This window comes from Raoultibacter timonensis (assembly GCF_022845715.1).
GTDB lineage: Bacteria > Actinomycetota > Coriobacteriia > Coriobacteriales > Eggerthellaceae > Raoultibacter > Raoultibacter timonensis.
Map to the genome: position 1 here is coordinate 3984009 of NZ_AP025564.1, position 13358 is coordinate 3997366.

Consider the following 13358-nt stretch of genomic DNA (forward strand, 5'->3'; position numbering starts at 1 on the left):
CTGCCTGGCAAAGAAAACGGGTCGCACCCTTCGATGCGACCCGTTTCGATTTCGATCGTTCGATCGAAGCGCAGAACTACTGCTTGTCCTCGGCTTCGACGAACTCGGCAGCCGTCTCGGCTGCTTCGGAAGCAGCCTGGGCATCGCCCGCCGCATCGGCGGCTTCGATGTTGGCAGCGGCTTCTTCGACGATGGCGTCTTCGATGGCCTTGAGCTCTTCGCGAGCCTCGGCATCTTCTGCTGCCTCGACTGCCGCAGCGGCTTCCTCGGAAGGAATCGCATCGTCGGCACCGCCGACGAACAGCCTCAGCGTCGTCTTGATGTCGCGATACAGCGAAATCGTCACCTCGTGCTCACCGGCAGTCTTGATGGGAGCCTTGAGCTCGATGCGCTTCTTATCGATGTCGAGACCGAGGCTCTCCTTGACCGCATCGGCGATCATGACGGAAGTAACCGAGCCGAACAGCTGGCCTTCCTCGCCCACCTTCGCGACAACCTTGACCACGTTGCCCTCGATGGCCTCTTTGAACTTCTCGGCACCACCGATGCGCGTCTCTTCGCGCAGCTCGATATTGTGCTTGCGCTGCTCGAGCTGCTTCAGGTTGCCCTTGGTAGCCGGAATAGCGATCTTCTGGGGATACAGGAAGTTGTTGGCGAATCCAGGTGCTACCTCGACGACGTCGCCTTCGCCTCCCTTGCCCTTCAGTTCTTGAAGCAAAATAACTTTCATCAGTTACCCCCTTGCCTAGCGGTTGCGGCGGTCGCCACGACCACTGACGGCAGGAACCGCGTACGGCATCAAAGCCATCTCGCGCGCGCGCTTCACGGCGGCGGCGACGTCGCGCTGGTGCTGGGTGCAGGCACCGGTAACGCGACGGGGCTTGATCTTTCCGCGGTCAGTTACATATTTACGCAGCATCTGTGTATCTTTGTAATCGATGTACTTGGCGTCTTCCTTGCAGAATTGGCAGTACTTACGACGAGGCTGCTTTGCGTAATCAGACATTTTACTAACCTCTTTCGTACCTACTAAAACGGGATGTCTTCATCATAGACCGAAGAAGAGGCGTCGACCATCGGGGCCGCTGCCGCCGGAGCGGGAGCATACCCACCCGAGGAAGGCTGGGAACCGTAAGATTGGCCACCATCACGACTCGACATGAACTCGAGCTCGTCGACGATCACCTCGATCTTGCTGCGCTTCTGGCCTTCGCGTTCCCACTGGCTCCATCGGAGCTTTCCCTCGATGGCGACCTTAGTCCCCTTCGAGAGGAACCTCGAGAGGCTCTCGGCTCTTGCACCGAACATAGTGCAGTCGATGAAGTTCGGGTAGTCTTCCCATTCGCCGGTCTGCTGGTTCTTGCGGCGGTCGTTGACCGCTACGCCGAAACCGAGGACCGGAAGACCGCTCGCCGTGGAACGCAATTCAGGATCACGCGTCAGGTTTCCGCTGATTATCACTCGGTTAATGCTCATATTCTTCCACCTCTTCTCATGCTTGACGGCGATGCGCTCAGCGCCCGCCGCCCGTGTCATTCGCTCAAATTAGTCGCGATCCGTACGCTTAACGATCATATGACGCACGATTGCGTCGGTAATACGCAGCACACGATCCAATTCCGCGATATTCTCGGGTTCAGCATGGAAATCGATCAGGGTGTAATCACCGTCGGTCAAACCGTTGATCTCATAGGCGAGTTTGCGCTTTCCCCAGTCGTCGACGTTATCGATCGCACCGTTGCCTGCGGCAATGGTGGTCTCAACGCGTTTCATAGTTGCGGCGCGGGTTTCTTCGTCGATTGACGGAGACACAAAAAACAACAATTCATAAGCCTTCATCAGCTCACCTCCTCTGGACTTTACGGCTTCGGGGCTGTTGAAGGCATATACCCGAAGCAGGATTAGCTTGCCCATTCTAGCAGAGGGGTTGTGCCCCCGCAAGAAATATTCCCCGTTCGGGCCGCACGTATCCACGCTTCGAACACACTTGGCAAACGGCCTCACCCATGCTTTGCCCTTTGAGCACCACTGAGCATACCTCGCTCGATGTTTGCATGCAGTCGGAAAAGAGCACCTTCGAAAAGAGCCGATAACGAAACAGGGGTGAAGCACTTCTTACCGTGCTTCACCCCTACAGCGAACGCAAAGCGATGCGAACCCTACGCAAAAATGCGCAGGCGGGTGCCGAATGCTAGTCCTCTTCTTCGACTTCCTCTTCCTCATCGAACTCGTCGTCAAGGTACTTCTCGTCGATCTCGTCGTCAGCGTATGCTTCGGCATCCTTCAGACCGGCCATGAAGTTCGGCGCTGCGCCGATGTAGGCAGGATCGGCCTCGAAGACCGGCTTGTCGTCAACGATGTTGTACACATACCCGATTGCATACCCCTCGTCTTCGCCGGGAATGCCGCCTTCGGCGATAATGGCATCCTGGGTTCCCGCATCGGTCTCAACGTAGCCGTCGTAGCAGAAGCCGTAGGCCTCGGCACCACGAGCGCCTTCGACGGTGTGGCGCGCGAAAGCGAAGCACTCCTCTGCAGAATCACCTGGATGACTCTCGATGAACAGGTTGTCCTTCACGACAAGCGCCGTGAACGGCACCACGTCGGCTCCTTGGTTCATCTTCTCCTTCGCTTCGTCGAGCGTAAAAAGCAGAACCTTCTCAAGGGTTTCCGGGATCTCGGGAACCTCGGTCTCGCTGGATTCCACAACGCGATCTACCATGTGCGTCCTCTTAATCGTTCATCGTCTCCTCCCGGAGACTTTCTAACCTATGGGTGATGCTGGTATTATGCCACAGCTCGCAACATGCAGTTCAACGGTTGGGCAAGAGGCACGAGGTACACAAGGAAAAGAGTACCGAGAAGCGATCTCGAACTACGTGCTTTGGCTAATCGAAGCATCCTCAGCTATCGCAAATGCACAGATTCTCAAACAAAGAAGTGCGCCGGTTGGCTTTACCAACCGGCGCATCCGATGCCTTATCGCACGTAGAATTCGGCCACGGCCGCCTGCGGGCTCGCCTGGCCGCGCTCGTTGACGGAGCGGACCTTCAGCTGGTAGGCCCCGCGCTCCTCGGGCGTGAACGAGTACGTCCAATGCACCCAGAGGTCGGCCGTCGTATCCGACACGTCGTGGCTCGTCCACGTTTTGCCGCCGTCGAGGGAGAACTCCATTGCGACGATGCTCTTGTCGAAATCGTCGGCGTATCCCTCGAGCGTTATCGTCTGACCCAGATCGAGCTCTTGAGGCGCTATCATGGCCGACCTCCTTCCGCTTTTATCCTAGCCGATCTCGGCGTTGAGGATGCCGACGTTCGGGCTGTTGGGGTACTCCATCCCCTCGCCGGGGTTCTCGGGCGGGGTCGCCTCGCTGGTCACCCTCACCTCGACGATGTCGCGGACGAAGTAGTTGGCCGAGGTGCGCGTCATCCACAGCTGGTTGTTGCCTCCGACCGATGCAGACAGGTCCTCGTCGTTGATCTCGTAGGAGATGACCCCGTGGCGCCCGACGACGTATGCGATCGGAATCGCGAGCTCGGTTCCGTCGCTCGACACGAACGTGACCGTGTTGACGCCCGAACGCGCTTCGGCGCGATCGAGGAGGTAGGACACCGGGATGCCCTTCACGTCCGCCGTGATGATGGCTTTGCCGTCGGCGGGGTTGCCGCCGCACGTGCAGGTCATGACCTGCTGGACGCTGCTCTCGGAGGCGAGCTCGTCAACCGGCAGCGTAAACGCCTGATCGACGTCGCCCGATACCGTGATCTTCCATTCGAGGGGGTTGCTGACCGCAAAATCGTCGGTCGCGTTGCACAACGCGGCGGTGGCGCGCTGGAACACGTCTTTGATGATGCTGTTCGGCGTGATCGCAGTCTGATCGTATGCGAACTCGCCCTGTGATGCCTCGGCTTCGTTTACGCTCGGCGCAACGCCGCTCGCAGCATCGGCCTTTGTGCTTGCGGAAGACGCATCGCTTGCGCCCTGCGGCGCCTCTTCTGCGAGAGCCGTCCCCCCGCCCGAGATCACGAGCGTTGCCGCCATGGTCCCGAGTAGTACGTTCTTCTTTATGTCTTGCATGGTCGTCTCCAGATCTACTTTACATGGAACAGGAAGTTGGTATCGCGCGAGCAAACGCGATCGGAACCGTCGGGCTGCGTGCTCGTCGTGCGAATCTTGAGCAGGTAGCTGCCCGCTTCCTGCGGGGTGTAGTTCAGCCGCCAGTACGTCCAGCAGGTCGGATCGTTGTCGGGAGTCTCAAGCGTCGTCCAGGTCTTGCCATGGTCAAGCGAGTACTCGACCTTAGAAATCGGCTCGTCGTAGGCATCGGCGTATCCCTCGATGGTGAGTTCTTTGCCAGCCTGTCCCTCAAGCACTACACCGTCGGGGAAGTTGAGTACGGCGCTGTTCGGCTTACCCTGCATCTTGCCCGTGTCGGGGTCGAGCGGAGTACCGACTCCCTCTTCCTCTTCCTCCTCCCCGTCGGAAGGCACGGTTACGAAGCTGATGGACTGGATCGCCTTGATGTAGGAAGCCGCCGAATTGCGCGGGACGGCCAGCGTCACCGGATAACCCTGATGCGCGGGCAGCGGCTCGCCGTTGATCTCGGTTACGAGCAGGCAATCCTCATAGTTGATCTCATCGAATCCAGGGGAGACCATGTTGTAGCCGTCCTCCGACGTGCACTTGATGTTCGTCACGCCGTCTGCGGGCTTCACGTAATCGATAATATCCTTCATCGAAACGCCAGTGAGCTCGGCTTGGTAGATCCATGCGTTACCGGTTGCGTTTTCGATGCACCCCTGCTTCTGAACGGAGCTCTTGGTGCCAAATTTCTCAACAAGTTCGGTAACCGTCATCTCGATGGGGTTCTCGACCTCGCCGTCGATGGTGAGCGTCCAAGCATCGGCAACCGCGGGGTCGGTGTCGGTGCGCCATTCGGACGGCTCGTTGTTGAGCGATTCGAAGAAAAGCTGGCTGTTATCGGAAATGGTGGTCTGATCGTAGGTCACATCGAGATTCGCTTCATCGGCTTTCACGTCGGTGATTCCCTTGTACAGATCGTACTTCGCGTAATCCCACAGGTTGAACTTGCCGTCGGAATCAATGAAATGGCACGAATCGCAGCTTCCGTCCATGGCTGTGAATTGGGGATTGCTGTTATGGATGCCATGGAGCGTTTCGACCAGCTGGATGTTTCCAAAACCCGCATTGCGATGGCAGCCGAGGCAGTTCGCAATGGTCACCTGGGTGGGGTAGCCCATGGCGTACACGTTGTGCTTGGTGTCGAGGCTCATCACCACATCTTCGATCGATTCGTGGCAGGCAAGGCAACCGCGGTCGTCGGCGTTCAAATAGCTGATGTTCCAGCCCTTTTCGTCTGCTGGAACCGGCTGGTAGGTGAACCCGAACTGGTCGGTGTACGTGTTGGGCGTATTGCGCTCGGCGTTCGCGGCCACTTTATCGGCGTAGGTGAGCTTCTCGTTGTACTCGGAGTAGTTATCGAGGTACGTGCCTCCGTCCTCGCCGAATCCGATGTTGTTTCCCATGCGCCCGAAGCTATCGTAGTCTATGGGCGACGAATTGTCTGCGGCATCGTCACTTCCGTCCGCTTTCGTTTCGCTCGGCGTGCACGCGGCCAAAAGGCCGAGCGCCATCACCAGACACAACGAAAACACGGTCAGTTTTTGTTTTGCCTTCATTCGCTTCCTCCTTTGTCTATCGTCTTGTTTGCCGAGATAATCCGGCAGGTTTCTTCCCCGGCAGGATTGTACGGAAAAGGATGTTTCGGCTGTAGGCGCTCAGAATCGAGTGCGACACGATTTTTCGCGCGAACCGCACCCTCGCCTGAGCGCCTATGGTTATCCTCATATCGAAATGATCGGCTTTGCTACAATACGCTCGAACGCAAAGGGACGGAAGCGATGCGGAAGCGAATCGCCGCATGCAGAAACAGCGCCGCACGCCAGGCAAGGCGCAGGCGATAGAAAGAGCGGGTATGAGGGTCAGAGGGCAAAAGGGGTGCAACGATGCAACGTCGATCATGTTCATATCGGCGCTGCATCAACGGATCGACTTCGATCGGTACCTCGATCAGGGAACGACGGTCAAGCTCTTCATCGACGAAGAGCTCGATGCGGTTTGCGAAAACGACGAGGACGTCTACCTTTACTATGTGAAGTCCGGCGCGCTTGAAGTCGGCATGAACCGCGATGCCGAGCGCAATACCATCTTCTTCATTCGCAGCGAAGGCGATGCGGTCATATGCAGCCGCCAGGGTTACCTGTCGTTCGGAACGAACCGCTTCACGCTCAAGGCAGTCAGAAACACCGTTCTCGTAGGTTTCACCCTCAAGCAGGTGAAGGAACTCATTCGCAGCGACGATGACTTCCTCGAAGACTACCTCTACGAGATGCATATGGCTATGGCCCAGATGGGACACCGCATCGACACGACCGCGCACCAATCGAGCAGCCGCCGTATACTGCTATGGCTCGACAAGCTGTGCGAAGCGAACGAGCCCGATGCCGATGGCGCATACCGCATTCCCTGCAACCTGACGGTCGACGAGTTGGCCGGGCTGCTGCTCATCCACTATGCAACGTGCAACAAGCTGCTCAAAGCCCTCAAAGAGCGCAACATCGTCAACAAAACCCGAACGCACTTGGAGATAGCGGATCGAGCTCAGATCAAGGAATTGCTGCGAGACGAGAACCCTGTGCTGTATTAGATCAACGGCGTACCAGAACGAACGGTTATGGCCCCGTGGAAAAGGAGCTCGTCTCGTCTTTCGCCCAAGGACTCGTGCTGGTTCGTGACGGTGGGCAATTGCAACATTGTCGCGTTTCGCCGTGACTGCTTTGCCAAAGCGAGTGCTCCGAAAAAGCCGAGGGCAGCGGTGAATGCAGGGTTGTCGCCGACGACGGCACAAGGCGCAAAGTCCGTGTAAAACGAACCGCCGCTCAGACGATTCCGCTCCTGGTTCAACGACGGACCAAAAGAAGCCAAACTCGATGCGGGCGCACCGGGAAGGCAGTCGCGCACCCGGCGTGCTCGACAAGCGGCCGAACACGATACCGCGCGAATCCCAGCGCGCATTCGGTGCACTATAATGAGATGACGCAACCCCTCGGGGCTACGACGGAGGAGATATGGGGAAAACGCACCAGGAACGCAATGCTCTGCAACGCTCGTCAGGCAAGCGCTACGGCATCGCCGTCGCTGGCTTTACGTGCCTGTATGCCGTATGCGTTTCATTCTTTTACTCCAGCTGGCTGGTTAGCCAGCCGAGCTTTTCCCCGGCATCGTTCGACAATGTGCTGAACCCGACGATATTCGTCGTGTCGCTGCTGTTCTCCGTACTCGTCGGTTCGAAGCTGACTCACCTTGTCCGCCTGCCTTGTCTCGCGCTCGGCTACAGCGGATTCGTCCTCGCGCTCGGTAGCGCGTTTTTTGCCGCAACGACATGCCTCGACCAAGCTGTTGTTGCCGTATCGGCCCTTGCAGCGGGGATCGGCATGGCGCTGGTCATGCCCTTCTACTTCGAGGCGTTTGCGTGCTATTCGTCGCGCCGCATCGCCATCGCCTTCGGCATCATGTCGCTCGGCGGCATGGCAGCGAACATGCTGCTCGGCTTCGCCCCCGATATCGTGTCGCTGGTTCTGTATGGTGCGCTGCTCGCAGCTTCGGCGCTATGCCTCGCGTTCACCCGGCACGCAGAAACGTCCGAGAACGGCAAAATCGAACGGGACCGCCGAATCCCTTCGCCCCATCCCGTGCTGTCGAAGCAGGATTTCCTCAACGTGTTTCTCGTATCGGGCATTTGCACGTTCGCGCTCTCCATTGTGTACGGCATCCTCGATACCGCAGCTACCGGCACAAGCCCTTCGCCGGCTACTTCGATTCTCATCTCGCAGTTCGGCGGCATTGCGGCGGCAGTTGTATTCCTCGTTTACTTCGGGACGCGAACGAAACCGCCTACGTCGTTGCTCTTCAACGTGGTGTTCGGCATTCTGGCTACGGGCATCTTGTTTCTGCCGTTCCTCTCGAGCGATTACGCCGTGTCGCTGAACATCTTGGCCGCCGCCGGATGGAAGCTCGTCATGCTAGCACTGTTCTACCTCGTCGTAACCACGTACGCGCGGAGCAGAACGAAACTGCTCGTCGGTATCTCGCTTGCATATGCGCTTCCACGTTTCGGCCTGTTCATCGGTCAAAACGTCGCGCAGCTGCTTGGCGTTGGCAGTACCGCCGATTTTGTGCGCACCACGGCGGTCGCTTTCTTCCTGCTGTACCTCATCCTCATGGTCATCTGGATGGTGAACTCGCACGAACGCAAGCGCGCCGAATCGCAAGCGCGGGCCGCCGACGAGCTGCTCGGTCGTTTTGCACAAGAACAGGAAAACGTACGCAAGCTACGCTGCGAAGCATTGGCCGCCGATTGCGGATTGACCAACCGGGAAAGCGACATCCTCTATCTGCTTGCCCAAGGACGCGATGTCACCTCGATCTGCGAAACGCTCTTCCTGTCCAAGAACACGGTGAAGAGCTATCAGAAAACTATCTACTCGAAGCTTGGCGTGCACAGCAAACAAGAGATCATCGATCTCGTAAACACTGCCAATTCTTCCCGTAACGCCTGATCATGTACCCCACTTTAAGGGGGGGTTTCGCAGTTTCCCGCACCAGGTGGGGTGTGAGCATGCATTCCCTCCCGTACGCTGGGTTCCGTCAGATGCGCTTTTCTCAAGGCATCGAAGCAAGTGGAACCAACAGAGGAGGCACCTATGGGGAATACCGCACAACACGCTCAGGGAGTATCGCGCCGTTCGTTCATTACCGGAGCAGCCGCAGCAGGAGTGCTTGCCGGACTGGGCTTAGCGGGCTGCACGCCGCAGGATAAGAAAACCGCATCGGCTACCACGAACGGTGCCGATACGAAATGGGACGAGGAATGCGACGTACTCGTCGTAGGCAGCGGTTACACGGGCCTTGCTGCGGCGCTCGAAGCGAAGAATGCCGGCGCCGATGTTAAGGTCATCGAGAAAACGGCGCGCATAGGCGGCAACTCCGCTCTCGCGGCCGGCGACTTCGCCGTATGCAATTCCAGCGTACAAGAGCGTGAGGGCGTACAGGATTCGGTTGAGCAATACGTCGACGATATGATGGTGGCGGGTCTGTATCTGAACGACAAGGAAAAGTGTCGCGTGATCGCCGAGAAGTCCAACGAGACGTGGGAGTGGACCCTCGAGATGGGCGCGACCTGGGCGACGAACGACGAGGGCGAGCACTTCCTCTATCCGTACGGCGGCCACACCGTTATGCGCTCCATTGCACAAGGAGAAGGCGGCGGGGCGAACGTCACCGGCCCCTTCGCTGAGAAACTCAAAGAAATGGGCGTCGAGGTGGAGACGAAGCGGATGCTCACCGACCTGGTGAAGGATGAGAGCGGACGCGTCATCGGAGCCATCGTCCATGACAAGCCGAGCGGCAACGACACGGAAAGCGGCACGCCCGTCGCCATCAAGGCGAAAAAAGCCGTCGTGTTGGCCGCCGGAGGATTCGGGCGCGACCTCGAATTCCGCCAAGCGCAAGACCCCCGACTCGACGATACGGTGGACTGCACGAACCAGGAAGGAGCTACAGCAGAGAGCCTGCGCGCTTCAGTCGCCGCTGGAGCGATGGCGGTGCACACCGACTGGATCCAACTCCTTCCCTTCATGAGCCCCGATGAGCAAGGGTACGGAGTTGCCGCCTTCTACACCGACGGGCAGGCAAGCTACGCCCCCACGCTGAACGTTGCCACCGGCAAGCGAATCGTCAACGAACTGACCGACCGCAAGCGCTATGCCGATGCCATTCTGGAAACCGGACAGCCGTGCGTGCAGATTACGTGCAAGAAAGCGCTGTACGACGGAGGAAGCGGACTCGAAAGCGCCATCAAGGCCGGTATCACCACCGAATTTGCTTCCATCGAAGAGGCGGCCGAACACTACGGCATGCCCGTCGATGCCGTGAAGGAGGAAATCGCTCGTTACAACACGTTTGTCGAGAATAAGATCGACGAAGATTTCGGAAAGCCCATCCCGGAAGACGCCCAGCCCATCGACGAGGCTCCGTTCTACGGCGTACGCCTGTGGCCGAAGGTGCATCACTGCATGGGCGGCGTAAAAACCGACCTCGACTGCCGCGTGGTCGATATGAATCTTCAAGTTATCCCCGGCTTGTACGCAGCAGGCGAAGCAGTGGGAGGCATCCACGGTGCCTGCCGTTTGGGGTCGTGCGCTACGGCCGACTGCTTGGTGAACGGCCGCATCGCGGGCCAGAACGCCGCCAACGAGCAGACCGCGTAACGTTGCGTTTTCCTCCCAGCATCCAGACCCCACCTGCCAAGGCGGGGTCTCCCGTATGAACCTTGCGCCGCGAGGTTCGGAGAAAGGCTGGGTGAGAGAGACTTCGGCATCGCGTCGATCGGGCGCCGAGCGCCCCCGACCCGATAGACAGATCCGGTATGAAAAAACGGCCTCGCTTCACGCGGGGCCGTTCGCATTAAAACTGGCGGAGGAGGAGGGATTCGAACCCTCGTCACCGGGGTTGCCGGTGAAACGGTTTTCGAGACCGCCGCATTCAACCACTCTGCCACCCCTCCGCTTGGGGCAGGCCTCCTCGGTTTTCAGAGTCGACCTATCAAGGCTTCGGCAGATCGTCGACAACGTCGATCGTCTGCCAGGCACCGTTTCCAGCACCTTCGGGTGCGAGCACCCTATGATCACGCGCCGAAACGCGATGTTCATCTGGCGGAGAGATAGGGATTCGAACCCTAGGTACGCTTTTGGCGCACACACGATTTCCAATCGTGCACCTTCGGCCAGCTCGGTCATCTCTCCATTCAGCCGTTCGTGGCCGCCGCACGTCTTTCATAGCCCGTAAAAGCAGCAGCGGATACGTAGTATACCTCAGCTAGTATTCGCTCACAAGCGAATAATATCCACCTCTCCGCTGAATCTGCAAAGGTACCTCGAACAATGCGGTCATCGTTGCGTCGGTAAGCAGTTCTTCTTTCGGGCCATCGGCGTATAGGCGACCGCCTTTCAAGAGTACGAGACGGGTGATTTCGGGCACTATATCTTCCGGATAATGGGTAACGAGCACGATCGACTTGCCTGCCTGGGCAAGAGCCCGTATGCTCTGCCTCACATGGAACATTCCCTCGGGATCGAGCCCCGTACACGGTTCATCGAGCACGAGTACCTGGGGATCGTGCACGAGCGCCCGCGCGAACAGCACGCGCCGAGCCTGGCCGGTCGAAAGCGTTTTGATGTCGCGATCCGCAAGATCGGCAACATCGAGCAGTTCCATCGCCCGATATGCCTGAGCCATCGAGTGATCGGACACCGTGTGCTGGGGCAGTATTCCGAGCGTTCCGAACAAACCGCCGCACACCGCATCGATAACGGGCAGATGAACCGTTATCTGATCCTGCATGGTCGATGACACCACGCCGATGCACTTCTTGATATCGCTCAGCAGTACCCTTTCGCTTCCGCGAAAGAGGACGGGCGGGTCGTCGCGATGCAAGGGGAACACCTCGCGCGTAATGAGCTTGATAAAGGTCGACTTCCCCGACCCGTTCGGGCCGAGGATCGCGATGTTCTCGCCTTCATGAAGCGTGAACGAATCGATCGAGAGAATCGGATTGCCCGAACGAACAACAACCGCCTCTGCGAAATGCAGAAGCGGTTGCGTCTTAGCGCTATGGGATAGCCTGGTATTCAAGCGCGCGTCGAAGCTTATGCTGCTTCGGCAGGCTGCTGGCTACCCGATGAATCTCCGTTTGATTCGCCGTTCGCCGCATCGTCGCCAGATCCGCTGCCGTCTGCGGCGTTGGACTGATCGTCGGCACTGCCGGATGCATCGCCGTCGGAAGCGTTGGCATCGGCCCCGTTGGCAGCATCCGCATTGTCGCCGGAATCGGTAGCCCCGTCGGTCGCGTTACCATCGGTGGAACCATCGGTCGACCCATCGGTTCCCTCGTCGGTCTGATACTTCGTCATATCGATGTTATAGGGAACGTTGGAGGGCATGTCGTTGATAACGATCTCAGCGCTCTCCTTGTACTCGGTATACCAGTTGTTGAACGCCTCGGATTCCTTCTGGCTGGTGAGGCTCGTGCGCACGCTCTCGAGAATCTCGGAAGGAACCTGATCGGTGCTTGTCAAACCGTCTTCCGGAACCTCGAACACATCGGTGCACTTGATGATGTGCCATCCGTACTGGCTTTCCACAAGACCGCTCACTTGGTCTTTCTCAAGCTCGCCGAGCGCCGTGGTGTACTCGGAGATAAGGGAACTCAACTTATCCCAACCCACATCGCCATCCTTCTCGGCAGTACCAGAATCCTGCGAGTATTCTTTCACAGCATCGACGAAATCGAGTTCGCCGCTGTTGATCTTGTCGAGCACTTCCTGTGCGGTAGCCTCGTCATCGGTATTGAACAGGATGTGAGAAGAACGGCGAGCACCGTCGTACATGGCACAGTACTCGAGGAGCTCTTCGTCGGTGGGAGCGTCGGCAGTTCCGACCGCTTCCTTGAGAGCGGCTTCAGTCAAAGCGAGCTCAACGGATTCACGATACGCTTCTTCGGTGGTACCTGCGCTCGAAAGGGCAGACTGCCACTCTTCGTCGGTTCCGTAGTTCGCCTTCATGTTGTTGATGGTTTCGTCGATCTTCGCGCTATCGACCGTGGCACCGTTTTCCTCGGCGCCCTGCTTCACCAACTCTTGGCTCGCGTAGTAGTTGATAACCTCTTCGCGGACCGTCTCAGGCGTCATGCCCTGCTCGGCAAGCCACTCGCCCCACGCGTCCTCGGTATCCATTCCATAGGTAGCCCTGAATGACTGGATGTAGGTGGTTACCGTGTCTTCGGGAATCTCGACCCCGTTGACCGTTGCGGCGGTGCCGCCGGTCAATCCACTCGGATTTGAATTGTCGGCGCAACCGGCAAGGCCAACTACGCAAGCGGAAACGATGCCCGCCGCGCACACGAACCTGGCTAATCTAGATGCTTTCATAGTACCTTCCCTCGTACATGCCCGTCGGCATGGAGTCTTATACGGTATCCGCTATTTTCGCACAGCGCCGATAACGGGCTAAAGCCCTGCACAAGAAGCCCATTTTCACTTCTCATCCCGCCTATATATGTAATTTATTGGGTATCAGAATCTTTGTATACAATCTTAGAATTCTTGCAATTTTACCTGATCAAACAAGGGATAAAAACGATTCATGCGCATTGTCGCCCGAAACTGCTGGCAATTTCAATGTGCATGCCCAGATACTCCGTACGGAGTATTGATTGCCGC

At 58.0% G+C, this 13358-nt stretch carries 13 protein-coding genes and 2 tRNA genes; 3 read left to right on the top strand and 12 right to left on the bottom strand.

Annotation, left to right across the window (positions count from 1 at the left end; all coding sequences use genetic code 11):
* Positions 1-76: 76 nt before the first annotated feature.
* The 8 genes from rplI to MWL89_RS16155 all read right to left on the bottom strand — a co-directional run bounded on the left by rplI (position 77) and on the right by MWL89_RS16155 (position 5699).
* Positions 77-730: a 50S ribosomal protein L9 gene (rplI, locus tag MWL89_RS16120; protein ID WP_244387407.1), complete on the bottom strand. Its 654-nt coding sequence runs from the start codon at positions 728-730 to the stop codon at positions 77-79.
* 15 nt (positions 731-745) lie between these two features.
* Entirely contained in the window at positions 746-1006 is a 261-nt protein-coding gene (rpsR, locus tag MWL89_RS16125) for a 30S ribosomal protein S18 (protein ID WP_102380328.1), read from the bottom strand.
* 23 nt (positions 1007-1029) lie between these two features.
* Entirely contained in the window at positions 1030-1476 is a 447-nt protein-coding gene (locus MWL89_RS16130) for a single-stranded DNA-binding protein (RefSeq protein ID WP_102380329.1), read from the bottom strand.
* 69 nt (positions 1477-1545) lie between these two features.
* On the bottom strand, positions 1546-1839 hold the full coding sequence (gene rpsF, locus MWL89_RS16135; RefSeq protein ID WP_102380330.1) for a 30S ribosomal protein S6: 294 nt from the start codon (positions 1837-1839) through the stop codon (positions 1546-1548).
* A 352-nt stretch (positions 1840-2191) separates the two neighbouring features.
* Positions 2192-2722, bottom strand: coding sequence for a hypothetical protein (locus tag MWL89_RS16140; RefSeq protein WP_244387408.1), 531 nt, complete (start codon positions 2720-2722; stop codon positions 2192-2194).
* 257 nt (positions 2723-2979) lie between these two features.
* On the bottom strand, positions 2980-3258 hold the full coding sequence (locus tag MWL89_RS16145; protein WP_244387409.1) for a molybdopterin-binding protein: 279 nt from the start codon (positions 3256-3258) through the stop codon (positions 2980-2982).
* Between the two features lie 24 nt (positions 3259-3282).
* Positions 3283-4077, bottom strand: a complete 795-nt coding sequence (locus tag MWL89_RS16150) for a molybdopterin-dependent oxidoreductase (protein ID WP_244387410.1) — start codon at positions 4075-4077, stop codon at positions 3283-3285.
* A gap of 14 nt (positions 4078-4091) precedes the next feature.
* Positions 4092-5699, bottom strand: a complete 1608-nt coding sequence (locus MWL89_RS16155; RefSeq protein WP_244387412.1) for a molybdopterin-dependent oxidoreductase — start codon at positions 5697-5699, stop codon at positions 4092-4094.
* Between the two features lie 296 nt (positions 5700-5995).
* Between MWL89_RS16155 and MWL89_RS16160 the strand changes: the two genes are divergently transcribed.
* From MWL89_RS16160 to MWL89_RS16170, 3 genes are all read left to right on the top strand, one after another.
* Positions 5996-6727: a Crp/Fnr family transcriptional regulator gene (locus MWL89_RS16160; protein WP_244387413.1), complete on the top strand. Its 732-nt coding sequence runs from the start codon at positions 5996-5998 to the stop codon at positions 6725-6727.
* 421 nt (positions 6728-7148) lie between these two features.
* Entirely contained in the window at positions 7149-8639 is a 1491-nt protein-coding gene (locus MWL89_RS16165; RefSeq protein WP_244387415.1) for a helix-turn-helix transcriptional regulator, read from the top strand.
* A gap of 144 nt (positions 8640-8783) precedes the next feature.
* A complete protein-coding gene (locus MWL89_RS16170) occupies positions 8784-10349 on the top strand; it encodes a flavocytochrome c (RefSeq protein WP_244387417.1) in 1566 nt (521 codons plus the stop codon).
* Positions 10350-10552: 203 nt separating this feature from the next.
* On the opposite strand, the gene MWL89_RS16175 is transcribed toward MWL89_RS16170, so the two are convergent.
* The 4 genes from MWL89_RS16175 to MWL89_RS16190 all read right to left on the bottom strand — a co-directional run bounded on the left by MWL89_RS16175 (position 10553) and on the right by MWL89_RS16190 (position 13067).
* A tRNA-Ser gene (locus tag MWL89_RS16175) sits at positions 10553-10645 on the bottom strand.
* Positions 10646-10791: 146 nt separating this feature from the next.
* Positions 10792-10883, bottom strand: a tRNA-Ser gene (locus MWL89_RS16180).
* A gap of 73 nt (positions 10884-10956) precedes the next feature.
* Positions 10957-11772: an ABC transporter ATP-binding protein gene (locus MWL89_RS16185; protein ID WP_244387418.1), complete on the bottom strand. Its 816-nt coding sequence runs from the start codon at positions 11770-11772 to the stop codon at positions 10957-10959.
* A gap of 14 nt (positions 11773-11786) precedes the next feature.
* Positions 11787-13067, bottom strand: a complete 1281-nt coding sequence (locus MWL89_RS16190; protein ID WP_102380338.1) for a peptidylprolyl isomerase — start codon at positions 13065-13067, stop codon at positions 11787-11789.
* Positions 13068-13358: the final 291 nt, after the last annotated feature.